General features: G+C 38.9%; 25 protein-coding genes. 6 read left to right on the forward strand and 19 right to left on the reverse strand.

The features are described 5' to 3' along the window. Window positions 1-6: 6 nt before the first annotated feature. From ACRPLQ_RS18905 to ACRPLQ_RS18950, 10 genes are all read right to left on the reverse strand, one after another. Complete coding sequence (locus tag ACRPLQ_RS18905; RefSeq protein WP_034266623.1) at window positions 7-2,760, reverse strand: CHASE3 domain-containing protein; 2,754 nt, start codon at window positions 2,758-2,760, stop codon at window positions 7-9. 492 nt (window positions 2,761-3,252) lie between these two features. Further along, complete coding sequence (locus ACRPLQ_RS18910) at window positions 3,253-4,305, reverse strand: pyruvate kinase (protein ID WP_047751329.1); 1,053 nt, start codon at window positions 4,303-4,305, stop codon at window positions 3,253-3,255. A 129-nt stretch (window positions 4,306-4,434) separates the two neighbouring features. Then, window positions 4,435-5,316, reverse strand: a complete 882-nt coding sequence (locus tag ACRPLQ_RS18915) for a glycine betaine ABC transporter substrate-binding protein (protein WP_028413965.1) — start codon at window positions 5,314-5,316, stop codon at window positions 4,435-4,437. A gap of 21 nt (window positions 5,317-5,337) precedes the next feature. Next, entirely contained in the window at window positions 5,338-6,201 is an 864-nt protein-coding gene (locus ACRPLQ_RS18920) for an ABC transporter permease (protein ID WP_028413966.1), read from the reverse strand. A 2-nt stretch (window positions 6,202-6,203) separates the two neighbouring features. After that, a complete protein-coding gene (locus ACRPLQ_RS18925; RefSeq protein ID WP_028413967.1) occupies window positions 6,204-7,457 on the reverse strand; it encodes a quaternary amine ABC transporter ATP-binding protein in 1,254 nt (417 codons plus the stop codon). A gap of 81 nt (window positions 7,458-7,538) precedes the next feature. After that, on the reverse strand, window positions 7,539-8,687 hold the full coding sequence (locus ACRPLQ_RS18930; RefSeq protein ID WP_249886851.1) for an aromatic ring-hydroxylating dioxygenase subunit alpha: 1,149 nt from the start codon (window positions 8,685-8,687) through the stop codon (window positions 7,539-7,541). Window positions 8,688-8,753: 66 nt separating this feature from the next. Further along, window positions 8,754-9,914 (reverse strand): N-methyl-L-tryptophan oxidase, encoded by a 1,161-nt coding sequence (gene solA, locus ACRPLQ_RS18935; protein WP_028413969.1) that lies wholly within the window; start codon window positions 9,912-9,914, stop codon window positions 8,754-8,756. Window positions 9,915-9,944: 30 nt separating this feature from the next. Next, complete coding sequence (locus tag ACRPLQ_RS18940; RefSeq protein ID WP_432236246.1) at window positions 9,945-12,368, reverse strand: GcvT family protein; 2,424 nt, start codon at window positions 12,366-12,368, stop codon at window positions 9,945-9,947. A gap of 362 nt (window positions 12,369-12,730) precedes the next feature. After that, a complete protein-coding gene (gene hxlA, locus ACRPLQ_RS18945; RefSeq protein WP_034266616.1) occupies window positions 12,731-13,372 on the reverse strand; it encodes a 3-hexulose-6-phosphate synthase in 642 nt (213 codons plus the stop codon). A 203-nt stretch (window positions 13,373-13,575) separates the two neighbouring features. Beyond that, complete coding sequence (locus tag ACRPLQ_RS18950; protein ID WP_014460848.1) at window positions 13,576-13,941, reverse strand: winged helix-turn-helix transcriptional regulator; 366 nt, start codon at window positions 13,939-13,941, stop codon at window positions 13,576-13,578. 164 nt (window positions 13,942-14,105) lie between these two features. On the opposite strand from ACRPLQ_RS18950, the gene zwf reads away from it, so the two are divergent. Continuing rightward, on the forward strand, window positions 14,106-15,620 hold the full coding sequence (gene zwf / locus ACRPLQ_RS18955; protein ID WP_432236229.1) for a glucose-6-phosphate dehydrogenase: 1,515 nt from the start codon (window positions 14,106-14,108) through the stop codon (window positions 15,618-15,620). A 182-nt stretch (window positions 15,621-15,802) separates the two neighbouring features. Here the strand turns inward: zwf and ACRPLQ_RS18960 are convergent, their stop codons facing one another. From ACRPLQ_RS18960 to ACRPLQ_RS18985, 6 genes are all read right to left on the reverse strand, one after another. Next, a complete protein-coding gene (locus ACRPLQ_RS18960; RefSeq protein ID WP_033578485.1) occupies window positions 15,803-16,051 on the reverse strand; it encodes a hypothetical protein in 249 nt (82 codons plus the stop codon). A 38-nt stretch (window positions 16,052-16,089) separates the two neighbouring features. Next, the gene (locus ACRPLQ_RS18965) at window positions 16,090-16,575 is read right to left on the reverse strand and encodes a PaaI family thioesterase (protein WP_034266606.1); all 486 of its coding nucleotides are present in this window, start codon (window positions 16,573-16,575) and stop codon (window positions 16,090-16,092) included. Window positions 16,576-16,714: 139 nt separating this feature from the next. Beyond that, a complete protein-coding gene (locus ACRPLQ_RS18970) occupies window positions 16,715-17,557 on the reverse strand; it encodes an aldo/keto reductase (protein ID WP_034266604.1) in 843 nt (280 codons plus the stop codon). Window positions 17,558-17,675: 118 nt separating this feature from the next. Beyond that, complete coding sequence (locus tag ACRPLQ_RS18975) at window positions 17,676-18,920, reverse strand: Bcr/CflA family efflux MFS transporter (RefSeq protein ID WP_432236230.1); 1,245 nt, start codon at window positions 18,918-18,920, stop codon at window positions 17,676-17,678. 199 nt (window positions 18,921-19,119) lie between these two features. Beyond that, window positions 19,120-20,307 (reverse strand): methionine gamma-lyase, encoded by a 1,188-nt coding sequence (megL, locus tag ACRPLQ_RS18980; protein ID WP_033578482.1) that lies wholly within the window; start codon window positions 20,305-20,307, stop codon window positions 19,120-19,122. A gap of 154 nt (window positions 20,308-20,461) precedes the next feature. Continuing rightward, complete coding sequence (locus ACRPLQ_RS18985; protein WP_049163726.1) at window positions 20,462-21,511, reverse strand: NAD(P)/FAD-dependent oxidoreductase; 1,050 nt, start codon at window positions 21,509-21,511, stop codon at window positions 20,462-20,464. Window positions 21,512-21,700: 189 nt separating this feature from the next. Between ACRPLQ_RS18985 and ACRPLQ_RS18990 the strand changes: the two genes are divergently transcribed. The 4 genes from ACRPLQ_RS18990 to ACRPLQ_RS19005 all read left to right on the forward strand — a co-directional run bounded on the left by ACRPLQ_RS18990 (window position 21,701) and on the right by ACRPLQ_RS19005 (window position 25,512). Then, a complete protein-coding gene (locus ACRPLQ_RS18990; RefSeq protein ID WP_028413978.1) occupies window positions 21,701-22,495 on the forward strand; it encodes an ABC transporter ATP-binding protein in 795 nt (264 codons plus the stop codon). Continuing rightward, window positions 22,496-23,416 (forward strand): iron-hydroxamate ABC transporter substrate-binding protein, encoded by a 921-nt coding sequence (locus ACRPLQ_RS18995; protein WP_049163723.1) that lies wholly within the window; start codon window positions 22,496-22,498, stop codon window positions 23,414-23,416. Window positions 23,417-23,497: 81 nt separating this feature from the next. Beyond that, window positions 23,498-24,508 carry a FecCD family ABC transporter permease gene (locus tag ACRPLQ_RS19000; protein WP_034266598.1) on the forward strand — a complete coding sequence of 337 codons (1,011 nt, stop codon included), beginning with the start codon at window positions 23,498-23,500 and terminating at the stop codon, window positions 24,506-24,508. Further along, window positions 24,505-25,512 carry a FecCD family ABC transporter permease gene (locus tag ACRPLQ_RS19005; protein WP_028413981.1) on the forward strand — a complete coding sequence of 336 codons (1,008 nt, stop codon included), beginning with the start codon at window positions 24,505-24,507 and terminating at the stop codon, window positions 25,510-25,512. The genes ACRPLQ_RS19000 and ACRPLQ_RS19005 overlap by 4 nt, the downstream gene beginning before the upstream one ends. 37 nt (window positions 25,513-25,549) lie before the next feature. On the opposite strand, the gene ACRPLQ_RS19010 is transcribed toward ACRPLQ_RS19005, so the two are convergent. After that, window positions 25,550-25,711, reverse strand: coding sequence for a YfhD family protein (locus ACRPLQ_RS19010; RefSeq protein WP_074894520.1), 162 nt, complete (start codon window positions 25,709-25,711; stop codon window positions 25,550-25,552). A gap of 128 nt (window positions 25,712-25,839) precedes the next feature. Between ACRPLQ_RS19010 and ytzI the strand changes: the two genes are divergently transcribed. Continuing rightward, a complete protein-coding gene (gene ytzI, locus ACRPLQ_RS19015) occupies window positions 25,840-25,974 on the forward strand; it encodes a YtzI protein (RefSeq protein WP_080754395.1) in 135 nt (44 codons plus the stop codon). Between the two features lie 29 nt (window positions 25,975-26,003). Here ytzI and ACRPLQ_RS19020 read toward each other — a convergent pair whose 3' ends face one another. Together ACRPLQ_RS19020 and ACRPLQ_RS19025 are read right to left on the reverse strand one after the other, a co-directional pair. Next, entirely contained in the window at window positions 26,004-26,201 is a 198-nt protein-coding gene (locus tag ACRPLQ_RS19020; protein ID WP_028413982.1) for a helix-turn-helix domain-containing protein, read from the reverse strand. Window positions 26,202-26,245: 44 nt separating this feature from the next. Next, window positions 26,246-26,674, reverse strand: coding sequence for a MarR family winged helix-turn-helix transcriptional regulator (locus ACRPLQ_RS19025; RefSeq protein ID WP_328171145.1), 429 nt, complete (start codon window positions 26,672-26,674; stop codon window positions 26,246-26,248). Between the last annotated feature and the right edge of the window lie 55 nt (window positions 26,675-26,729).

A 26,729-nucleotide genomic window follows, 5' to 3' on the forward strand; every position in this document is an offset into this window, starting at 1 on the left:
CCCCGCTTAATTTACTAGCCATACACGCATAACGGAGAACAGCTGATTTAAATCTAAAGGTTTACTGATATAATCTGAAGCTCCAGCTTCCAAGCATTTTTCACGATCGTTTTTCATCGCTTTAGCGGTTAATGCAATAATAGGCAAATCAACGAGCTTTAGCTCTCCTCTAATTTTCTGCATGGCTTCATATCCATCCATTTGCGGCATCATAATATCCATTAAAATGAGATCAAATGGTTCACTATTTTCCATCATTTCAAGACACTCTATTCCGTTATGAGCTGTCATAATGGTCATACCTTGTTTAGCTAGCGCAGTTTTTAAGGCAAAGATGTTGCGCTGGTCATCATCTACGATGAGCACTCGCTTATCTTGAAACACATTTTCACCATCTTGCAGTGAAGATTCAACTGGTTGTACAGGATGATCAATTTCAGTTATTTCTGCTTCAGGTTCAGCTTCTTCTACAGATACCGCTACTTCTTCATATGCAAAATTCACTTTTTCATAGTCAATAAGACCATTAGAGAGGCTAGGAAGGTATAGCGTAAACGTACTTCCTTTTCCTACTTCACTGCTTAGAGAAATCCAGCCGCCCAATAATTTTGCAAACTCACTGCAAATAGATAAGCCAAGTCCCGTTCCTCCGTACTTGCGGACCGTAGCTCCATCTGCCTGCTGAAACGCTTCAAAGATAAGCTGATGCTTTTCTTTTGGTATACCAATCCCTGTATCAGCTACAGCTATTTCTAGCCAGCAATCCGTATCAACTGTACGCATAGCTGTTGTAAGACGATGGTCAGCTACTCGTTGAATGGATACTGTGACAGATCCCGATTCTGTAAATTTAAATGCATTTGATAAAAGATTTTTCACAATTTGCTGGAATCTCTTTTCATCTGTGTGAATGATGTCCGGTACATCTTGTGCTTTATTAATTTTCAATTGTACGTTTTTCTGTTCAGCAACGTGGCTGAAATTACGTTCGATTTGATCTGGAAGCTCACTCATATTCATCTCAGCTAGTAAAATATCTAGTTTTCCAGACTCTACTTTTGATAAATCCAAGATATCGTTGATTAACGCGAGCAAGTCTTTTCCTGAAGAATGAATAATACGAGCGTATTCTTCTTCATCTTCAGATAGCGTTTTAGCTGCGTTTTCCTCAAGCATTTCAGACAGAATAAGAATGCTGTTAAGTGGTGTTCGAAGCTCATGCGACATATTAGCAAGAAATTCAGATTTATATTGAGAATTCAACTCCAGCTGATGCGCTTTTTCTTCTAAATCTTCTTTTGCAGCCTCTAATTCAAACGATTTTTCTTCTGCGTCTTTTGTTCTTTCTTCTAGCTGTTCATTAATCATACGCAGCTCTTCAGACTGCATTTGCAGTTCTTCTGATTGTGTTTGAAGTTCTTCAGACTGAGCTTGGAGCTCTTCTGTCATCGCCTGAGATTCTTTTAATAGACGAGCAATTTCCATACGTCTAATTACGCCATTGATAGTGAGACCAAACGTTTCAATCACTTGACTAATAAGTTCTTGCTCTAAAACTGTAAACTCGTGCAGCGATGCAAGCTCGATAACAGCAATTACTTCATCTTCAAACAAGACGGGTACAATAAAAATACTCTTAGGTTTTACGTCTCCTAATCCTGAAGTAATGAGCTGGTACGTGTCAGGTACATCGTTTATGACAAAGGTTCTTTTCTCTAAAGCAGCTTGTCCAATGAGCCCTTCGCCTATCAAAAAGCTCTCTCTTCCCGCGTCGCCTTTTCTATCTGCAAAAGCAGCTTGTTTGACGAATAAGTTTCCTTTATCATTTTCCTCTCGAACATAAAATGCTCCGAAAGAAGCTTGTGTCATTTCTGAAACCGTAAAGAGAAATTTTTCCGCAAGCTTGTCTACAGATGCTATGCCTTGGTACATCGTTACAGCATGAGCAATGTTCGTTTGAAGCCAGTTTCGCTCTTCAATATTTTCTAACAACGCGTTCGTGGCTAGCCCTAAATCTTTAATTTCATCATTAGATCGAACTTTAATTCTTCCTTTTAGCTCGCCTTTTGAAGCCGTAATTCGTTTGATCGTTTGCGTAACTTCTTTAATCGTATTCACAATAGAATTAGACAACACAATAGCGATAGCAAGTGAAATAAGCGTAACGAATAACAGCAAACCGTAAAGTCCAATTTTAATTTTTTGATTTTTCTCGTCTAACTCTGTTGCTCTTGTTTCAGTCGATTTTTTCTCTACATTTCTAAAAGAAGTAAACTGGCTGCGTATATCGTCCATATACTGGCGCCCAGGATCTTTCTCAAAAAATTGCTGAAGCTCTTTTGTATTATTTTCTTTTTTTAATGCAATGGTCGGTTCACCAGCAGCTTCAATCCAGTCTTGAATACTTCCTTTAATCTTCTCCAGTTTCTCCTGCTGATTTGGATTATTATTTAGAAGCTGATACAGCGCATTATAATCTTTTTCCCAACTTGTTGCTGCACTGTTATAAGGTTCTAAGTAACTCGCTTCTCCTGTAATAATATAGCCTCTTTGTCCGGTTTCCATATCAAGCAGGTGCTTTTCAATTCGATTGGTCAGATCATGGACTTCAATATCATGATCAATGATAAAATTTCGCTCTTTTTGCAAAGATGAAATTTGACTGTTTAAAACAATAAATGCAATAAATAAACAGACAATAACAATTAAATATCCAATAATAATTTTGGATTTGATGCCAAACCTCATTTTCTTTTCCATAATGTTCCTACTTTCATTCTAGATATTCTTCTAGAAGCATTCGAAAAACATGTTTATTTTTGCCGCTGGACAATTTCACTTTCAGTACACACTCTCCACTCCATCTTCCTTTGCTTGATAAGGCTTCTCTCTTTTTCCTATCAAGTCAACATTCCTATTATACACTCTATTTTTGTACAGAAGAATATTTATTGTGCAAGAGGTGAAGATTAATTCCCCAATTAGAAATTGACGTTTTAAAACGCCATATAAAGATAAGCCCATGCCTGTACAGGCATGGGCTTATCTCATAATATATTTGTACACAATAAGGTAATGAAAAGTAATTTATGCTTTGGGGAATCACATAAATTATGACAACATAGGTATAAATACTTATATGCAAAATGCAAAGCATTCATTAATTGAATTGTACTTGGATAGTAGAAAACATTGCCACTTTTTTTAATTTAAATATATTTTTTAAACTTACATATCTACTTGCTGTACTTTTTATCTCGAGCTCTTTAACATTGCCAAAATCTCTGCGGAGCTCGCAACTCTTTTATTTTGAAGCGTTTCAGCAAGATGTGATACTTTATAAAGTGTTTCCATGCTTTCAATCGGATATTTCCCAGCTGCTGTTTCAGCAGAAAGCATCACTGCATTCGTGCCGTCCAGTACTGCCTGAAACACATCCGTCACCTCGGCTCTTGTAGGAATTGCGCTGCTCACCATTGATTGAAGCATTTGTGTCGCGGTGATCACATATTTATCGTGCAAGCTGCATTCATGAATTAATATTTTTTGGAGCAAAGGAATCCATTCATACGGTAGCTCTACCCCTAAATCTCCTCGTGCAATCATAATTCCATCGCCTTCTTCACATATTTGCTTGAAATTTTCTATAGCTTCCATTGTTTCCACTTTCGCAATCAGCTTTGGTGCATTTAGATGTTTTAAATGGATAAAATCTTTAATGTCTTTTAAATGTTCAGGGGTTCTTACGAACGAACAAGCAAGAAAATCTACTTTTTCTTTCAATAAGAATACGATGTCTTTTTTGTCTTTTTCAGTAATGGCCGGCAAACCGACGCGAGCACCTGGCAAATTCACGCCTTTATGAGACGAAATAGATCCGCCCTTTTTTACCTTTGTGACAAGTGTATCTTCTTCTACTCCTTCAACAGCCAGTTCTACTTGACCGTCATTGATTAAGATTTTGCTTCCTGTTTGAACATCCTTCACGATACCCTTATAGTCAACGCTGGCTCCTTTTTCATTTCCTGACATCTGCTCTGTATATAAAATAAAAGATGCGCCTTCTTTTAACACTATTTCTTTTGACTTTATCACTCCAAGTCTAATTTTAGGACCTTGTAAATCTCCTAAAATTTGAATAGAGGAATTTAAAGATCTTAACGTATCTATAATTGTTTTATGACTTTCATGCGACCCATGAGATAAATTCAGCCGAGCAATTGTCATTCCTTTTTCCAACAGTCTCTCTAGTACATCTTTCTTATTACTAACAGGTCCGATTGTACAGATTCTATCGATTGCCACTGCCTTTCACCATCCTTTTAATGTAGGATGCCCATTTCCATAAAAGAGATAAGCTTTATACAAAAATAGGTATATCACCACAAAAAAATGCCTCTTAGTCAATAACTTGCCTAAGAGACAGCCTTTTTATTACTTTACCCAGCTTTCCGTCACTTTCTTATTTTTAGAAATCCAGTTTTTCACGCCTTTTGTTTCGTCTTTTGCACTGTTAATTTCTGATTCTAATGATGCCAATTGATCAGCGCTAATCGAAAAATCTTTAAGCCACTTTGCTGCTTCTGGATAATCTTCCTTAAAAGCTTTTTTACTGATTGACTGTATTTTCTCAGGTCCAGTTGGATTCATCGTATTTTTGGGATCTTTTAAGTATCTGAGATTATACTTTTCAAAAGCCCAGTGCGGGCGCCATAACGTAACAACAATAGGTTCTTTATTAGCAATGGCTTTATCCAATTCCGATAGCATCGCAGCTGTACTGCTCTCTACTAAATTCCAGTCTGTTAACCCATAGCTGGGCATGGCATGGTCTTTCGTAAGACCATTGATTCCAGATCCCGGTTCAATGCTAATAATCTTTCCGTTAAACTCCCCTTTCTTATTTTTTAAATCACCTATCGACTGCGCGTCTACATAGTCGGGAACGGCTAATCCGCTGTCTGCTTGATCGTACCAAGTGCCGAGAACGTCTACTTGTTTTCCGAATCTTTTCATGTAAGAACTATGGGTAGTAGGCATCCATACATCCAAAAATAAATCAATATTTCCTTGAGCAACTCCTGAGAAAAGCGGGGCTACGTCACTTTGAACTGCTTTAACTTTATAGCCTTTTTCCTCTAATAATTCCTTCCATAAAAACGTAACGGCTACGGCTTCGTCCCATGGTATGTACCCAATTGTAATTTCTTTTTTAGTCGTCGTGCCGCTTGCCGTATTGCTATTTCCGCATGCAGAGACAAGCAGCATGACGACGATTGTTAGCATAATAAAAGAAATTTTTTTTGAATGTTTCATCTAATCCCACCTTTATCCATTTTATTTGCTTGATTGAATATCTTGGCTTTTTCGAGTAGAAAGATGCGTTAAACGATCTAAGATAACGGCAATAATAACAACCGCAATCCCACCGATAAACCCTAAGCCTACATCCAGCATACTGATGCTTCGTAATACCTCTGCACCTAGGCCTCCCGCACCGACCATGGAAGAAATAACAACCATCGAAAGAGATAGCATAATAACTTGGTTTACACCCGACATAATCATAGGCAAAGCGAGCGGCAGCTGGACTTTAATTAATTTTTGCCATTCTGTCGCTCCAAAAGCTTCCGCTGCTTCTAAAGTGGTGTGCGGAACTTGCTGAAGCCCAAGCAGCGTCAGACGAACGGCAGGCGGCATTGCGAAAATAAACGTAGCAATAAGAGCTGTAACATTCCCTAATCCAAATAAAAGTACGGAAGGAATTAAGTAAACAAAAGCAGGCATCGTTTGCATAATATCAAGAATAGGCTTTATGACTGCCCCCACTTTGTTAAAGCGGTGTGATAATATGCCTAAAGGAACGCCGAATAAAAGTGAGATAATCGTAGAAGCTAAAACGAGAGATAAGGTCAGCATTGATGCTTCCCATAAATCCAAGCTAATAATAAGAAGTAACCCAAAACACGTAAATGCAGCTATCTTCCAATCTGTCAACCATAGCGCTAATAGAACAAAAACAAGGACAGTTACTAGCGGAGGAGAGGCTGTCAATGCCCATTCAAGGCTGCTGATTAAACTGGTCATTATCTGGTTGATTCCAGTAAATACACCTGAAAAACTATCAATCATGTAATCAACAAATGAATTTGCCCATTTATCTAAAGGAATACGAGGAATCATCGCAGCATTCACCATCATATTTATCGAACCTCCACTTGATATGATTTAACTTCTTGCTGCTCGGTCACTGCAATACGTTCAGTGAGATTTGCAATAAGAGTGCTCGGGGAAATCATACCTTGTAGGCGATGATGATTATCAACAATGACTACAGGCGAATGACTGTCTGTAAATAGAGGAATCATTTCTTGTAAAGACATATCAGGATTGACGCAATGCGGCTGTGTCAATGCTTTTCCTTTTAAATCATGCTTATGAGCTTCAATAAGCTCCATCACTGTATAGATGCTCATCATACCTAATAAGCGGTCAGAACTATCAAGAACAAAAATCGTAGATAAATGATTTGTTCTCATTCTTCTTAATATAACTTGTGGTGATTCATACTCATAGGCAGCCGTTTCTACCGGAATAACAGCGTCTTTAGCAAGGCGGATTTTGCCATAATTAACGTCTTGAACAAGCAGTTTTACATAATCGGTTGCGGGTTGACTTAAAATATCTTCAGCCGTTCCAAGCTGTACAATCTCTCCGTCTTTCATTACGGCAGCCCGGTGCCCTAAAGTTAATGCTTCATCTAGATCATGCGTTACAAAGATAACTGTTTTTTGTACTTCTCCTTGAATATCAAGAAATAGCTTTTGCATATCTCTTCGAATAAGAGGATCTAACGCCGAAAAAGGCTCATCCATCAGCAAAATCTCTTGTTCAGAAGCAAGGGCTCTCGCTAATCCAACCCGCTGCTGCATACCTCCTGATAATTCATAAATTCTTTTATAAGCTTGTCCATTTAACCCCACCATTTCAAGCGCCTCTTTCCCTCGCTTTTCCCTTTCGCTTGCTGATACGCCTTGAATTTCTAGACCGAACGTAATATTGTCAATTACGGTGCGGTTTGGAAGAAGGCCTACATTTTGGAATACCATTCCAATTTTATTTCTTCGTACTTGCTGAAGCTGTCTTTTTGGCATATGAGAAATATCTGTATTTTCTAGATATACCGTCCCTTCAGTTGGTTCTATAAGTCCGTTCAAACATCGAAGTAAAGTAGATTTACCGCTTCCTGATAATCCAATTAACACAAAGGTTTCTCCCTTTTTCACTTCGAAATGAGCATTGTAAATAGCAACGGTTGTCTTAGTAGCTTGTTCGACTTCATATTTACTTTGTCCAGACTCTCTCAGCTTAAGAGCCTGTTCTTTTTGACGGCCAAACACTTTTGAAACATCGGTAACGCGGATAATGGGTTCTGTTAGTTTAGAGCTTGTACTCAATTTATTTCCCCCTTATTTTTAAAGTAGATTGTTAGAGATGGTCTGGCACACCGAGATAATGTGCCAGACCGCTTCTATTTACTATTCGACCTTCATACCGATTGCTTCTAATACATAATTGTAAAAATGCGAAACGTGCTGTTCGATAGGTACTAAAATCCCTCCTTCTTTATAAGATTTTGAGCTCATATTTTCTTGACACCACTCACACGCTTCAAAATCTTGTAAATTAACGCGGTGAAATAATTCCACGGCATCTTTTGGGTCAAAATCAGGCTTAGCCATTTCTTCCGGGTCGAATAACCATTCGCAAATTACTTTGGACTTTTCTGCACTGATTGGAATAATACGATGAATAATAACGTGATCCGGTGTTAAGTTGATAAATACAAGCGGCAGAACGGTAATGCCAAAATACGTGCGGTCATCTTCAGGAAGCAACCCTTTTAACATAGGACGGCTTCCTTTCCCGCTAATTGAAAAACCTTCTAACTCATTGCCAAACTTAGCTCCACCGCCTACTGAATTTTGAGTGCCGACTCCCGAACGAAATTCAGGCAACGTTGCCGTAAGCTCAGGGTGAATAGAGGAACAGTGATAACACTCTTGAAAGTTTTCTACGATAAGCTTCCAGTTTGCCTCGACTTCGTACTCTTCACGATGAGCGGATTTTAATTTTTGAATTTCATACCTAGCAAACGTATAAAGCTCTCCAAAACGATCAAAAATTTGTGCGTCTAGCTGATATTCAACAGATATCGGATTGTCTGATAAATTAACCCAAACCATGCCGTGCCACACTTCAATGTGAACGGATGTTAGTCCGTAACTTTCGTTATGCACGAGTTCTTCTCGACAGTGGCTTGTGTTAGGAACACCTACTAAATCACCGTCTAAGCTATAGCTCCACGAATGATACGGACAGCGAATGACCCCTGCTTTACCGGATGCTTGGCTGCACAGCTTAGCTCCTCGATGCCGACATACGTTTAAAAATCCTCGCAGTATATGGTCTTTTCCTCTAGTAATTAAAATATTTTCGCCTTCAACTCTCGTTGTAATATATTGTCCTGGTTCTGCTATTTCGTATTCAAATGCAACTAAACTCCATGATTTAGAAAATATATGATCTTTTTCTAACTTAAAAATGTCCGAAGATGTATACAGCTCTCCTTTCAACGTGGGCTCAAGTCTCCCATTATCATTTACTAAACCATGTTCCATAACCATCTGCTATTCCTCCTTCGCTTCTTTAGAAACATTTAAATAGAACCATTCGCAAGAGCTGACGACGATTTATACTATTTTGTTCGCCGCAAATCGCTGCGGAGCAAACAAATCAATTGGGTGATTGGTTTTTCCCTCTGTCACTAAATCTGCTAAAATCTCTCCTACTACGCTTGCAAACTTAAAACCATGTCCGGAAAATCCCGCTGCAATTGCTACTTGAGGATATTCAGGATGCAGCGAAATGACAAAATGTTCATCTGGTGTATTGGTATACATGCACGTTTTCCCTTGTAAAAACCGACCGTTGAGCTGCGGAAGACCTTGAGCTAGATAGTGCCGCATCATGTTCACTTCATCTTCATATATATTTCGATCAATCGTTTCCGGCGTACACGCCGTTCCTTTTCGGAAAAACGCCACTTTTGCTCCTTCAGCCTTTAATCCAAAAGAAGGGAAACCATACAACTGTACATAATCATCTGCTTCCCAAATATAAATCGGCTGTTTTCCCACTGAAAAAACGTCTATTCCTTGTGTTGGTTCAAAAAACATTTGCACATGACGCTCTACTTGTAAGCTAACACCTAATTCCCGTAATAAATCGGGTGCCCAGGCGCCTGCAGAAATAATGATTTTTCCAGCTTCATATATTCCATTAGCTGTTACAACACGCACGCCTTCACCAGAAGGATGGGCTTCCCACGACACCACTTCTTCAAAAAAATGGAGCTCAGCTCCGTATTTTTCTGCTTGAAGAAGGTGAGTATATACGCTTGCTTCCGGCCTAACGAATCCAGCTTTTTCTTCATATAGAGCAACCGTAGCAGGTGAAGGTGTAAATACCGGAAACCGTTTGTAAATATCCTTTGCTTCTAGAATCTCATACGCAAGATTCCACTGTTTAGAGCTTTCGATGCTTCCAGAAACCGTCAAGCTATCAGGAGGTCCCATCATAAGTCCACCGGTAACCGTAAGAATTTCTTGACCGCTTTCTCTTTCAATTTCATTCCACAATTCGTAGGCGCGAAGCAACAATGGAACATAAGCAGGGTCTTCAAAATACGACTGCCGAATAATTCTAGAACCGCCGTGACTCGATCCTAGATCATGAGCAGGACCGTATTGTTCTAACCCCAATACCCGCTGCCCTTTTTTGGCGAGCTGATAAGCAGCCGTACTCCCCATAGCTCCTAATCCGATAATAATGACATCATAATGTGTTGACATCTGCATTCCTCCTGCCTTTCGATTGATCAATTAAACTACCGCTGGGGAGTGTGTCATCATTGCTGCTTTATAACGCTGACCAAAGTATTCAACTTCTAAAACCATTTCTTCATGTACAGCTTGAGATAATAAGGTGTGTACAATTCCTTTGCCTAAGCTGTATGAATAGCCAGCACTTGTCACAAATCCGAGGGCCGTTTCTCCATAAAAGACCGGTTCATATCCCATTACTATCGCTGAAGGATCATCTAATACGAGCGTCGCTAATACTGTTTCAGAATCTTTTCGCTGACGATCAAGCAATGCCTCTTTTCCAATAAAAACTGGTTTTGTCAAATCAACCATTTCATGAAGGTCGACTTCATATGGATGATGTTCGCTCCAAAAGTCTTTCCCGCTTTTTAACGAAAAAGATTCAATTCGAAGGTTTTCAAGAGCTCGGTCTCCCCCAGCAATCAGCTGATAAGGCTGTCCTTCTTCCATTAATAAATCCCATAAATTCAGACCTTGATCGGAAGTCGTAATTAATTCCCAGCTCTCCATTCCCCCGCAGGAATCACGCAGAGCAAGGACTGAAACATTTTCGATAAACAGCGTTTTCGCTTGCCCTTCAATCCAAGTGTTGCCAAGGTCTGAGCGTTGAACCATGGACTTCATTACTCCTGTAGCTTTAGGGCCAATTAATGCTAAACTGCATGTCCCTGACGTTACATCTTGAAAAACAACTTGATCGCTGTGTGGCACGTGTTTTTGAATCCAGCTTGCTTCTACGGCTCCCGTACAAACAATCAAGAAAGTGGATATATTTTTGCGAATAACCGTTATTTGATCTTTTATGCCGCCTCGCTCATGCAACATACACGTGCGTATGCTTTGACCTACTGCAATGTCTATATTTCCTGTCGTTAGCTTCTGTAAAAACTGGAGAGCTCCTTCTCCTTTAATTTCTAACCTTTTCTTTGCTGCCGTTGTATCGTAAAGAGCTGCGTGCTGACGAGTATGCAAATGTTCAGCTTCAATAATTGGTGACCAATATTCAGCAGCCCATCCATTTCTTATTACCATCATCTTTTCATAAGTAGATATAAGCGGATAGTTAGCTTCATACCACTGGGGCTGCTCCCATCCTGCTTTTTCATTAAAATAAGCTTTCAGTTCTTGTTGACGCATATAAAATGGACTCACGCGCATGTTTCGCGATACTTTTCGCTGCATAAATGGATGGTGAATACTATAAACCTCTTCATACTCTTCAATAGACCGCTGTTTGTAATAAGCAGGGCTGCATGCATACGTATCGAAACGATTAATGTCGCATAGCTCTAAATCCACAGTCGGCGCACCATTCATCATCCATTCAGCCATTTGTTTTGCGACACCTGCAGAGTGCGTTACCCATATAGCTTCTGCTACCCAAAATCCCTGTACCGTTTGTGATTCACCAAGCAGCGGCATACCATCGGGCGTGAATGAAAAAATGCCGTTCATTCCTTTTTTCAATCCCGTTTGTTTTAATGCCGGAATTAACTCTATTGAATCTTCCCACGGTTTTTCAAAATCTTTTGGTGTAAAAGGTTTAACAGAAGGCATTTCTTTTGTTTCTCCGTATTTTGTAATATCACTGAGTTCGACTGGAAACGGCTCATGCTGATATGATCCAATCCCAAGCCCTTTTTCTACTTGACGAAAATAAATTGAATTATCTTGATCTCGAATAAGAGGAGTGGCGGCTTCTTCCGTTTCTCCGTTCAACTCAAATAAATCATTTGTAAACACATATTGATGAGCCATTGGCTGAAGAGGGATCGTTACACCGACCATTTCTCCGATGCGAGGTCCCCAAAATCCAGCACAGCATACGATTACATCTGCTTCGAATTTCCCGACACTTGTGTACACTGCTTTTACTTGACCCTTTGTCACTTCAATATCCGTCACTTCTGTATGACCGTAAAACTCTACTCCGCACTCTTTAGAAAAACGAGTCATTTTATCAACGGCATGCAAAGGTTTAGCAATACCGTCTGACGGAACATAGAGACCTCCGCAAATACGATCAGGACAAATCAACGAATTTTTTTCCGCGCATTCCTGCGGTGAAAGAAGAAAAGCTTCGATTCCCCATGAGCTGGCAACACCAGCCTTTCTCTTTAGATCTTCTAATCGCTCTGGTGTACGGGCAACTTCTAAACTGCCGACAGGATAAAACGAGCGCTGTTCATCTGTACTCAACTCTTTAAAGGTCTCGACTGTTTGAGAAGCTAGTGTTGTCAGGATTTTTGAAAAGCTAAGCTGAAATACAAGCCCCGGAGCGTGAGAGGTAGATCCTCCTGTTTCTAGCAAAGGGCCTTGCTCAATCACTGTTATGTTTCTTTGCCCCATTTTACTTAAATAGTAGGCAATGCTGCACCCGACAATTCCAGCTCCTATCACTACTATCCTCTTATGTTCCATCACTTTATATCTCCCTCCTTTTTTGGTTTGAAGATGTTAAATATTGTCGATAGTTAATTATATTTTTAATATTCATAATTTTCAAAGTATTTTGTCAAAAAGTGTGACATAGATTTTTTTTCCCTTTCTTCCGCTAATGTTCGGATAACGCTTTCTTAACTTTAAAATACCAGAAAAATCGCCGTTTTTTTCTTTCGAATAACGAATTTTAAAGAAACTATCTATCTGTCAAAATGACACTTATCAATGAATGGTTATACCAAAAATGACGGAAAGAAGATAGCTAAAATAACTTAGCTATCTTCTTTTTAAACCATTTACCGATTAATTAATTTTGAAGGCTTAAATACTTTTGCTTATTTTTAGACCAAAGTTGCCTGTTTGACTACTTTTTTCATTTCTTCCGCAACGTTTCTTTTGTCTTTTTCACTTGTAATCCCCCCGCCTACAATCACAAGATCCGGCTGTGACTGCACGACTTCAGGAAGTGTATTCAGTTTAATACCTCCTGCCACCGCTGTTTTTGCATTTTTCACAACTCGTTTAATCGTTTGAAGCTGCTCAAACGGGGTCTCTCCTTCAGCTTGAAGATCATACCCTGTGTGTACACAAATATAGTCAACACCGAGTGCATCGACTTCTTTTGCACGTTGTTCAAGGTTTTTTACATTAATCATATCGACAAGAATTTGTGTTCCTTGTTTTTTGGCCTCTTCTACAGCGCCTTTTATAGTCGAATCGTTAGTAGCGCCAAGTATGGTAATAATACTAGCACCCGCTTCAGAAGCTTTCATGACTTCATAAGCACCTGCATCCATAATTTTCAAATCAGCTAATACCTTTAAAGACGGAAATGCTTCCTTGATTTCTTTGACTGCTTTTAGCCCTTCGTTAATCACAACCGGAGTACCAATTTCTACAATATCGATATACTCTTGAACCTCCTGCACTACTTCTTTTGCCTCTGAAATATTTACAAGATCCAATGCTAATTGAAGTTCCATACCTGCTTCACTCCTTCATTAAATGGGGTTGCCTAGCATGAATTCATTGTAAAACCGTTACTTTCAAAAAAAAAGTAGGCACTTTTAAAACATATAGTCACTAAAAATATACTATGGATGCTTCGGTGTATCTTATCACTTGTATTTATTTTAGAAAATTCTGAATAATAAAGGCGTTTTTGTAACCTTCTCAAGAAAAGATTTTATCCCATATGTGTGGAGTTATTCATTTCAGGTTCTATAAAGGTTTCCATATAATTTTTTCCCCACTCGTCCATGCTTTCAAGAATGGGCATCAAGCTTCTCCCGTGCTCAGTCAAGGAATATTCAACTTTTGGAGGTACAACCGGATAGACTTTTCGGTGAACGATTTGATCTTCTTCTAATTCTCGCAGCTGACTTACTAACATTCGCTGAGTAATTCCCGGCATCATAGATTTTAACTCACCAAATCGCTTTGTTCCTTCTTTTCCTAGATGCCACATAATCAACATTTTCCACTTGCCTCCAATAATCGTCAACGTTAATTCCTTTTCACAGTTAAACGTTTTGCTAAAAAGTCTGCTCAATCCTTTTTCCTCCCTTTTTATGCGTAATAGTATAGTTTTAGACACTATATGAAAATAAAGTGTCTACTTATAAAGGAAAATTGTACCTGCTATACTGTAATCTGTAAAGATGGTAAAAGACTATATTCACTGCAATAGACCGTTAAAATAAAGGAGGAGATCAATTGGACAGTGTAGCTCGTTCACGTGATAATTGTCTCAAGTCTCATTCACCACAAGCGTTAGAAGTGGATTCCATGACCTTTATCTTATTTGGAGCAACAGGAGATTTGGCTAAAAGAAAAATTTTTCCTGCGTTATATAATTTATTTTTAGATGAAAAGCTTCCTTCTTCCTTTTCTATTGTTGGTACTGATAGAAACAACTGGTCTGATGATGCCTTTCAAATATATGTAGAAGAATCAGTAAAAACTTTTTCGAGGCGCTTTAGAAAAGGTGAATCCAAGATAAAAAAATTTCTTAAGACAGTTCGCTATCATAAAATGGATGTTACCAATAGTGATGGATATGACCAGTTGCTTCAGGCCATTCAAGGAGGCGAAGCAAAATTAAATATTCCTGAAAATCGTCTTTTCTATTTATCTGTGGCTCCTGAATTTATAGATGTTATTGCTTCAAATATAAATAGCGGCGGATTAGGATCTACAAAAGGCTGGAAACGTCTTATTATCGAAAAGCCTTTCGGACACGATTTACAATCTGCTCAAGTGTTAAACCAAAAGCTTACTGAAACGTTCAATGAAGAAGAGATTTATCGTATTGACCACTATCTGGGAAAACCGATGATACAAAACTTGGAAGCTTTAGCATCTGCAAACCCTATTTTACAAGCACTATGGAATCATCACTACGTTGCAAATGTTCAAATTACAGCTAGTGAAACAGTTGGTGTAGAAGAAAGAGCGCATTACTATGATCAGTCCGGTGCAATTAGGGATATGTTCCAAAATCATATGCTTCAAATGCTGATGATGACTGCCATGCAGCTGCCAAAGACGCTTAACATCGCAAAAACTCGCCAACGAAAGATAATAATTATGAAAAGCCTTCGCCCTCTACAAAAAGAGTTTATCCATTCGAACGTCATAAGAGGTCAATACGAAGCGGGAAAAATCCAAGATCGTTCAGTTATAGGATATAAAGAAGAGCCCGGCATTAATGCTTCTTCCGTTAATGACACGTTTATAGCAGCGCGGATATGGATTGATCATGAGCTCTGGAAAGGAGTTCCTTTCTATCTTCGCACGGGAAAAAGAATGAGTAAAAAATGCACGCGTATCGTCATTGAATTTAAACATCCTTTAAAGGAGGTTTATACAGCCGATGAAATCATTCCTAACCTTTTAGTTGTCGAAATCAGCCCAAATGAAGGTATTTCGCTGCAATTAAACAGCAAAAATCCTTTGAATGGCAATAAAATCGAACCTATTTTTATCAATTTCTCCACAAATCAAAAAGAAGTACCAGAAGCTTATGAACTGCTGTTATTTGATGCTCTACAGGGAGACTCCACATTTTTTGCTCATTGGGAAGAAGTTAAATTATCTTGGAAATGGGTGCAGCCTATTTTAGAAGCTTTTAACAATGAGGGCTTTCCTCTTCATTTTTACTCTGCTGGTACAATGGGACCAACAGCTTCAAAGCATTTGTTAGAAGAAGATGGGTTTAAGTGGTGGTAGTTTTATAATTACCCTAGATTATTTCTAATCTATAAAAAGAGATTGAGACATAACTAAAACAATGGAAAGATCCGAATGATACATTGTTCGGACCTTCCTTTAACTAAAACATTCGTGTTCCATCCTCTTTTTGTACATGTTTCAAATAACTTCACCTGGCTAAATCTATGTCACTTAAAAAATTAAATCTTCGTATCTTCTTTATTTAATATCAGCCATTTGATTTTTCGATCTCGCTCTTTTCTTTCTTGTTCATCAACTAAATCATATTTCTTCAGCAAATGAAACATCTCGTTTAATGTTGTTTGCGAAGGGTTTCGCACGAGAAACTCATGAAATAATGAACGAATATCTTCTGGCAGCCACTGTGACTGCGAATTAAACTTCTGATGTACATCTTCTACCGAGTGGTCTAAATTACATTTACCCATACCTTTTCCTCCCCTTTTATGTAACTGTTTTGCATTTTTTAGTCTTCTTTTCGTTTAAACGTATTTGGCATCACCACTGCCACAACTTCTCCAGTCGCAACAACGATATCATTCGCGTATACTTCTGTTTTAACTTTCCATTTCTTCGGGTGAATTTCTTCAACCGTTCCTATCGCTTTTAGTACTTCACCCTGTGGCGTTGGTTTTTTAAAATCTACGTGGAGAGAACCGGTAACAAACCGCGGCGGCTCTGCTGAATCTCCTATTTCGCAGCCATTTTTACGGTATAGAGCAAGAGATGCAGAGCCTGTTCCATGACAATCAATCAGTGATGCAAGAAGTCCGCCATATACAAATCCTGGTATAGCTGTATGTTCAGGCTTAGGTGTATAAAGGGTAATTGTTTTTTCTCCTAGCCATCCTGTCCGAAAATGATAGCCGTCTTGATTTAATCGGCCGCAGCCGTAACACCATGCAAAATCATCCGGATATTCGTCTTGAATCGCTTTTACTACTTTTTCCATGGTTCACCACTCCTTTTTTCGGAATATTTTAACACATTTTCTCTTACAATCGTTAGAACTAAACGGACTATTTTCAAGCTTACATAACTAAAAATCTTAGAAGAAAAGCCTCACTTAAAAAATAAGTGAGGCCTTATCGTTAAAATTCTTCATAGGCAGCGGGGTCTTGATTATTAAGTCTTCCATCTTCGCGGTTCAATTCTGAAAGAATATTCATCTCCGTTTCATCTAAAGAAAATGAAAAAATCGATATGTTTTCAAGCTGCCGCTTGCGAGATGACGATTTTGGGATTGAAATGGCGCCTAGCTGATAATGCCATCGCAAAATCACTTGTGAAACTGTCTTATTATGACGGTCTGCAATTTGTTTAATTGTTTCATTTTCTAAAACAGCACTCGCTCGTCCTAGTGGACTCCAAGATTCAATTTGAATGTTTTTCTCTTGATACCAATTTCGATATTGATGTTGATTAAAAAAAGGATGCAGTTCTATTTGATTGATGCTTGGTAAAATGCCGGTCTCTTTCTCCAAGCGCTCAATATGCTCGGGAAGAAAATTACAAACACCAATTGAACGAATCAAGCCCCAGCGCTTCGCATCAATCAGTGCTTGCCAAGCTTCTACATAATGATCTTGTTTAGGATTAGGCCAATGAATAAGATACAAATCGTAATAGTCTAAATTCGCCCGATATAAAGATTCTTGAATGGTAGGAATTGCTTTGTCATACGTATGGTATCGCCCTGGGAGTTTAGAGGTAACAAATAGTTCTTGTCTAGAAACCGGTGTTTTTCGGAGAGCTTGCCCCACAGTGCCTTCATTTTCGTAATTATAAGCAGTATCGATTAAACGATACCCTACATCAATCGCACTCGTTATAGCGTTGACTCCTTCATTTCCGTTAAGCTTGTATGTACCAAAACCTATAGCAGGCAAGGTTACCCCATCATTAAGGGTTATTTCAGGAATTACTTTACTCATTATTATCCACTCCTTTCGATCATGCCCTAAGGTTAGCATATATTATCCAATACTTGAATAAATTTGCATCACTCCTTTTCACAAAGGAGTGATGCTTTTAAAACAATCCAAAAAGCGATTACGGAGAAACCTCCGTTTTAAACTCGTTAACTTCGCACTTTTCTGCTTCTTTCTTGTTTTTAGTTAACGTAAAGAAAGCTACAAAACCTAAAAGCGCCGTACTAAATAAGATAGCAGCCATCGGAATCGCTGTTGTTTCGTTAATCCCTACTAAAGGAGAAACAATTGATCCTAAAGTTAATGGAAGCATACCTAACACGGCACTCGCACTCCCTGCTCTATGTCCTTGATTTTTCATTGCTAATGTCACCGAGCCTGTGATCGTCATTCCTATAGAGATCATGTAAATAAAAATGGGAATAACAATCGTAGCAAGCGGTCCTTTAAGCATAGTCATGATAAGAAGTACGCTAGTAGCACTTACAGCCGTAATCACGGCAATGCGAAGCAGGCTTCTTTCATGGATAATTCCGCTAAAGCGCCCAATAATAAAGCTTCCAGTCACAATAGCCAAGCCGTTAATACCAAACAAAATGCTAAAAACTTGCGGAGAAACATGGTATATCCCTTGATAGACAAATGGAGTGCCTGATACATAAGCAAAGCTTCCTCCATGGACCAGTCCGATAATTAGGGCATACCCAATAAAAGAACGGTCTTGTAATAAACTGCCCATTGTGCGAACAGAATGACCAATTGAACTTGGTGTTCTATTTTCAATGGGCAAAGTTTCTTTTAAACGCATTGAGATTGTTAAAACAATTAAAAGAGCTATTAAACTTAAAAACAAGAAAATAGTATGCCAGCTTGCAAAAGGAAGAAGTAAAATAGCACCTCCGGCCATTGGTGCTATCATTGGTGCAAAGGCATTGATAACCATTAACAGAGCAAAAAACTTCGTAAGTTCTCTTCCGCTAAAGACGTCTCTGACAATGGCGCGAGAAAGAACAACTCCTGCCGAAGCCGTAAACCCCTGCAAAAAGCGTGCGATAACTAAAGCCGTGATAGTAGGAGCCAGTGCACAGAGCAATGACGATAACATAAATAAAGAGATGGAGATGAGTAAAGGTCCTTTTCGTCCCTTTGCATCACTGATTGGACCAATCACGATTTGACCAACGGCAAGTCCTAGTAAACACGATGTTAAGCTAAGCTGTACAAGTGAAGCTCGCGCATCTAAATGATCAGCAATAGCAGGAAAACTTGGCAAATACATATCGATATTAAGCGGACCTAATATCGCAAGCGTGCTGAGAAGAAACGCTAATCCTAGACGTTTTTTTCCAGTTGGATTATGAAGCATAATAGCAGAGCACCTTCCTTACTTAAATATTGTATTTTCACAGATAACCTCTAGTCTATTGAAAGGCACCCCTTCTGTCTAGGACATTTGTCTAGAGATGCAGATAAAGTTCCACTGGCAAAGAAGGAGGTATGAGTAACTACAACTACATACGGTTAACATAAAAAACAGCGCTTGAAATTCCTCCAAGCGCTGTTTTTTATATACTATCTAATGCCTGCTGTAAATCTCTCATAATATCTTCCCAAGCTTCCAGCCCAACTGATAAACGAAGAAGTTCATTTGAGATGCCCATTTCTTTTCGAGCTTCTTCCGGCACAACTGCATGCGTCATCGAGGCAGGATGCTGAATAAGTGTTTCAGCATCGCCAAGACTCACCGCGATGGAAATGAGCTTAAGCTGATTCACCACTTTTACGGTTTCTTTATAACCGCCTTCCACTTCAAAAGAGAGAAGCCCCCCTCCTTTTTTCATTTGCTTTTTCATGAGAGAATAAGCAGTGCTGTTTTTATCCCCTGGATAATAAACGGCTTTTACCTTGGGATGGAGACTTAATTGTTTTGCGATATGTTCAGCATTCTCACAGTGGCGATCCATTCGAACGGCCAGTGTTTTTAAGCCTCGGAGTAACAGCCACGCATCAAATGGTGAAAGAATACCTCCAATATCTTTTTGCGTCGTTTTGCGCAGTACGGAAATAACCTCTTTGTCCCCTACTACAATTCCTGCCACAACATCTCCGTGTCCACCAATAAATTTAGTTGCGCTATGAATAACTAAGTCGCATCCAAGCTTCAGCGGCTGCTGCAAATAAGGAGTTGAAAAGGTATTGTCTACTACCACGGGAATTCCTTTTTGTTTGGCGATACAAGTAACTAACTCTAAATCTACTAAAGTCATAGTCGGGTTAATCGGTGTTTCAATATAAATACATGCTGTATCTTCTTTGATAGCAGCAAGAATTTCTTCCTCAGTTTCCAAGTTGGAAAAAGAATGATGGATTTGATATTTTTCCTCAAGCATTTCCAGTAAACCAAACGTGCATCCATACACTCCTTTAGAACATAAAATATGATCGCCTGCTTTTGTAAGTCCAATCAATACAGCCGATACTGCAGCCATTCCTGATCCAAATGCCAAAGCGGCTTCGCCTTCTTCAAGCTGTGCCATACGCTCTTCTAAAATGGTGACCGTTGGATTAGATAACCGAGAATATACATAACCATTTTCTTCTCCGCTAAATCGGTTTGCACCTTGTTCTAGAGATGAAAATGTAAATGTAGACGTTTGATAAATAGGTGGAGCTAAACTATCAAAATGATGTTTTGATTCGTACCCTGCGTGAATGGCTTTTGTTTCAAACTGATATTTCTTTTTTTCGTTCATACGGCTTCCCCCTTATGCAAACAAGCGCTGTGTCATTTTTAAAAATGTAAGCGTTTTCTTTTATTATATTTCTCTTTTCTTTTTTCGTTCCCTGCCTATCTATGTAGATAATTCCACCGTAGAGAAGGAAGCGACATGCACACTGCACCTCGCTTTACTTCATCATTTGTTTAATTAGTATTGAATTACGCTTTTTAAATACTTCATTATGAGAAGAAACCATAGCTGTCTTAGCAGCAGAGGGGTGAACGAATTGTTTTGCTTTGTTTACGGCATTAGCAGCATCTTGAAAAGCGCCGGTAATCAAATGGACTTTTCCTTCGTGCATGAGAATATCTCCAGCTGCATATACACCTTCTACAGACGTTTCGCTTGCTGCATTACCTGCAACGTAATAGTCATCAATGGTTTTGATATGTAGTTCGCTGTTTTTTAACAGCTCTGTATCTCTTTTATAACCGTGATTAATGATAACTTCGTCAATCGATAAATAAGAAACCTCACCGGTTTGATGATTAGTCAGCTCAACTTTTTCAATAAATTCATGCGTCGCATCAGCCACTAATTTTGTAATAGATGTGTTAAGCAGACACCGAGCCGAACTGTTTATTAATTGTCTTACTTGTGCTTCATGACCGTTTAGTTCACTGTTTCGGTACGTAATATATACCTTTTTAGCAACGGGCTCTAGCTCATTTGCCCAATCAATGGCTGAATTGCCTCCCCCGGAAACAATCACCGTTTTATTTTTAAAATGCTGCAGAGATTTAACCGTATAGTTTAAGTTTGATATTTCAAATCGTTCTGCTCCTTCAATTTTGAGCTTTTGCGGATTTAAAATACCTCCTCCAACAGCAAGGATAATGGTTTTAGAGTAATGATGTTCACCTGAAGAACCCGTCAGCTGGAAAATACCATCTTTCAAGCGAGAAATGGATTCAATCTTCTCATCTAAAACAACAGTCGGATCAAACGTCAGTCCTTGTTCCACAAGCTGTTCAATAAGCTTCGCACCGGAAATAGGCGTTTGGCCCCCTACATCCCAAATCATTTTTTCAGGATAAACGTGAAGTTTTCCGCCTAGTTTTGGCTGATATTCAATCAGCTTTGTTTTCATTTCCCTTAGCCCGCTATAAAAGGCAGAATAAAGGCCAGCCGGTCCCCCGCCTATAATTGTCACATCAAAAAGTTCATTGTGTATCATGCACGTTCACTCCTCGCAATCAATTGTCATTGATTATCATTCTCATTTAAATATACATCTTCTTCAACGTTTTGACAATAAAAATAACTATTGACATCCGGAAACGTTCGAATTATAGTATGTAAAGTAAACGATACTGATAATCATTATCAAGTATTTGTTGTATTAAATGTAAACGGAGGGTCAGATATGGTTCGCCTATATACAGAGAAATTACATATTAGTTATGGTGAACGTCTAATAGTAAAGAATTTAAGCGTTAACATTCCAGACAAAAAGATTACTACAATTATTGGTTCAAACGGATGCGGCAAATCAACGCTTTTGAAAGCCATTACCCGCATTATTTCTCATCAATCCGGTTCCGTTATTTTAGACGGCGAAAACATTTCAACAGAACATACAAAAGCACTCGCTAAAAAAATGGCTATTCTCCCTCAAACCCCTGAAAGTGCTAAAGGCTTAACGGTGGGAGAACTTGTATCTTATGGGCGATTTCCCTATCAAAAGGGGTTTGGGCGTCTATCAAAAGAAGATTATCAAACGATTGACTGGGCGCTTGAAGTAACCGGAACAAAAGATTACAAGTTTCGTCCTGTAGATTCTCTTTCAGGCGGTCAGCGCCAGCGAGTGTGGATTGCGATGGCTTTAGCTCAAGAAACCGATATTATATTTCTTGATGAGCCGACTACCTACTTGGATATGGCTCATCAGTTAGAAGTGCTTGAGCTGCTTCAAAAATTAAACAAAGAGCAGGGACGTACAGTTGTAATGGTGCTTCATGATCTAAATCAAGCCGCTCGCTTTGCGGATTATATTATCGCTTTAAAAAATGGTGAAATTGTCAAAGCCGGAAAATGTGAAGAAGTCATTACGCAGGACGTTCTAAAAAAAGTGTTTCATATCGACGCTGAAATTGGACGAGATCCGAGAACAAATAAACCAATGTGCATCACGTATAACTTATTAAGAGGAGATAACTAAATGAAAAAATTATTGCTTCCATTCATGCTTATATTCGTACTACTTATTAGTGCCTGCAGCAGCGGTTCAACTGAAAGCAAAAATGATTCTAGCAAAAACAGCGAATCCAAGACGATCACATATCAATCTGAAGACGGCCCTGTAAAAGTTCCGGCTAATCCGAAACGTGTTGTTGTGTTAGGTTCCTATGCAGGTAACGTACTTTCTTTAGGTGTTAACATTGTCGGAGTAGACTCATGGTCTAAAATGAATCCCCGCTTTGAAAAGAAATTAAAAGGCGTGGAAGAAGTATCAGACGAAAATTTAGAAAAGATCATTGAATTAAAGCCTGACTTAATTATTGGCTTATCTACTACAAAAAATATTGATAAATTGAAAAAAATTGCCCCTACTGTCACGTATACATACGATAAAGTAGATTACCTTACTCAGCATGTAGAAATTGGAAAGCTATTAAATAAAGAAAAAGAAGCACAATCATGGGTAGACGACTTTAAAAAGCGTGCGGCAAAAGCTGGTTCTGATATCAAAGCTAAAATTGGCGAAAATAGCACGGTTTCAGTTATTGAGAACTTTGACAAGCAGCTTTATGTGTTTGGGGATAACTGGGGACGCGGAACGGAGATTCTTTATCAAGAAATGAAATTAAAAATGCCAGAGAAAGTAAAGAAAATGGCTTTGAAAGATGGATACTATGCGATTTCGCCAGAAGTTCTTCCTGAATATGCCGGAGATTATTTAATCTTTAGCAAAAACCAAGATGGAGATACATCATTTGAGAAAACAGATACGTACAAAAATATTCCTGCTGTAAAGAATAATCACGTATTTGAAGCAAATGCAAAAGAATTTTATTTTAATGATCCAATCACATTAGATTATCAACTAGATTTCTTTACTCAAAAATTTCTTGGCAAGTAATTCATTCAAGAGGAATTCTTTTTAGAATTCCTCTTACTTTGTTTTACTAAATTTATTCTTACATGAAAAGATGGGTGTGTTATGAAAAAAGACAATCAGCGTTTCATTCCTTTTTTATACAAATTAATAGGTATGCTGCTCGTATTCATCATAATGTTTGTTTCTTCAATGGTTTTTGGCGCTGCTGACATATCGATAAAAGATGTATGGCTAGCACTTTCATCAAGCAGTGTAAACGAACAGATTTCGATCATCAGAGATATTCGTTTACCTCGTGAAATCGCCGCTGTTTTTGTGGGGGCTGCTTTATCAGTATCAGGGGCTATTATGCAAGGTATGACAAGAAACCCACTTGCAGATCCAGGACTTTTAGGGTTAACGTCTGGCGCAAATGCGGCTTTAGCTGTAACAATTGCCTTGATCCCTGCTATAAATTATTTGGGTATTACGATTGCTTGCTTTATAGGAGCCGGGGTTGGCGCAATCCTAGTGTTTGGGATTGCTGCTCTAAAAAGAGGAGGATTTTCTCCGCTTCGAATTGTACTAGCGGGAGCTGCCGTTTCAGCATTTCTTTATGCCATTGGAGAAGGCGTTGGTATTTATTTCAAAATTTCAAAAGATATATCGATGTGGACTGCTGGGGGAATGGTAGGCACTTCTTGGGAACAGCTTCAAATCATTGTTCCTTTTATTCTCGGAGGTATATTCATTGCCCTTTTGCTTTCTCGGCAGCTTACGATTCTGAGTTTAAATGAAGAAGTGGCTGTAGGATTGGGCCAGCAAACGACAAAAGTCAAAACCATTTTATTTGTCATCATGATTCTTCTTGCGGGTGCTTCTGTTGCGCTAGTGGGAAACATGGTGTTTATCGGCTTGATGATTCCTCATATTGTACGAGGAATTGTAGGAACTGACTATCGTTTTATTATCCCTATGTCCGCTATCACTGGCGCAGCGTTTATGCTGCTCGCTGATACATTGGCTCGAACGGTCAGTGCTCCTTATGAAACACCGATAGCAGCAGTTGTATCGATGATTGGTTTACCTTTCTTTTTAGTCATTGTTCGTAAAGGAGGAAAAGCATTCTCATGATTCACCCAGCGCTTATTAGAAAACAACGAATAATTATGATGCTGCTCACTGTTTTGATTCTTGGAACGGTTGTGATAGGAATGGGACTCGGTGATGCACCCCTTCCTTACAATAAAGTGTTTCCTACTCTTTTTGGCAAAGGGAATTTTACAGATGAGTTCGTCCTTTTTTCAATTCGACTTCCGCGGATTATCATTACGCTTCTAGCAGGAATGGCTCTAGCTTTATCAGGAGCTATCTTACAAGGTGTTACGCGCAATGATTTAGCGGAACCTGGGATTATAGGAATTAATTCAGGAGCAGGAGCCGCAATTGCTGTGTTCTTTTTATTTTCCCCAATTGAAGCAGGCTCTTTCGTTTATGCCCTTCCGCTGGTAGGCTTTATCGGCGCCTTGTTGACAGCTGGTCTTATCTATCTTTGTGCATATAGTAAAAGCCAAGGACTGCAGCCTGTAAAGTTGATTTTAACAGGCGTAGGTTTTTCAATGGCTCTTTCTGGAATGATGGTGGTGATTATGTCATCAGCTGATCGGGTTAAAGTTGATTTTATTGCTAAATGGATTGCAGGGAGCATCTGGGGGACAGACTGGCCTTTTATATGGGCTCTTCTACCTTGGCTTCTTGTCTTGATTCCTTTTATATTGTACAAAGCAAACTCATTAAACATTTTTAATTTAAATGAAGCTGCAGCTATTGGAGTCGGAATTTCTCTGGAGAAAGAACGTGTAACATTGCTTTTAGCCGCGGTGGCATTAGCGGCAGCCGCGGTTTCAGTGACGGGCGGCGTGGCTTTTATTGGACTTCTTGCTCCTCATATTGCTAAAGGCTTAGTAGGACCGAGAAGTCAGCTTTTTATTCCCGTTGCTATTCTACTTGGCGGTTGGCTTTTGCTGATTGCAGATACGATAGGACATAACATTGCCAATCCTAACGGTATACCGGCAGGAATTATTGCCGCCGTAATCGGTGCTCCTTATTTTGTTTATTTGCTTTTGAAAAAATAATAAGCAGACGCGCTTTTTCAGAAAGCGCGTCTAGTTATTATTTTTTTTGTCTTTCATCTGCAGCGTTCGCTCTAGCCTGTGCTTCTAAATCGTCTTGGTCTGCTAATTCACGCGAAAACTCTTCGTCCACTCCATCTGCTTTAGATGCAGGATAATCTGCTACCTTTTTTAATTGTTTCTTCAACTCTTTTTCATTCATAATGAACACTCCTTTATTCTAGACTGTTATTAGTATGCGTTTGTCGTTTCTGCACTATGTGGAGAAAGAAGGAATTTTACCAATAAGACCGAAAGCATACGTAATAAGAAAAAGAAAGGACGTTTTATATGATCATCATTATTACGCTCTCTATTATCATTGTATTTGTTATTTTACTGCTGTGCGTAGTTACCACCTCAAAAGCTTATGACTATAAACATACCGTAGATCCGCTTACAAAAAAACAACACGAAAAAAAGTAGGTGCGCTCGTTTCACACCTACTTTTTTTATTAGCCCTGCAGTGATTTTAAATCATGATCGTTCAATTGAAATGCTTGCTTAATTTTGTCTTCTAAGTTTTTTGTTACTCTTCTCTTCCCAACTTCAACCAGGGCGATTAAAGAAAAACTGCAGTTCACTGCTTGAGCGAAGTTTCGCTGATTCATATTGTAGTTTTTTCGAATGTTTTTTACCATCTCTTTATCCATTTACACTCACTCCGCATAACTCAATATACTTTTTTTATTCCTCTTCAAGTCACATGTTCATCTAGCTGCCGACAGAGCGTAAGAAATTGCTGCTGCTCTTCTTCTTTATAGCATGCAAACAGTTTTTCAACCCTTTGCTGCATGTCTTTCTCAGCCGCTTGAATCACTTGTTTTCCCTTGTTTGTAAGCTCAACCATAACTTTACGCCGATCTTCTTTTGAATGGTAGCGCTCCACAAGATTCAGTTCATACAAACGTGTAATTGATGCTGTGATAACGCTTGGGCTCGCCTTCATTTCGTCTGCCACTTTGGTCACAGGCATTGTATGTGCACGTTCAACAATCAGTAAAATATGATATTGAAAAGGGGTAATTCTGTAATGCTGTAAAAGGCTTTTTACATTTGTCATTACTTTTTTGTTTAAAGATATTGAAATTCTTTGAATTTCTTCACCAAATATCAATGGATCCATCCACCTCACCGCCCCTTTCTCTCCAACATGTTTTATGATGAACTTTTGATTCTAT

It is taken from the genome of Priestia sp. TRN 1309, assembly GCF_050846875.1.
GTDB classification, from domain to species: Bacteria; Bacillota; Bacilli; order Bacillales; family Bacillaceae_H; genus Priestia; species Priestia zanthoxyli.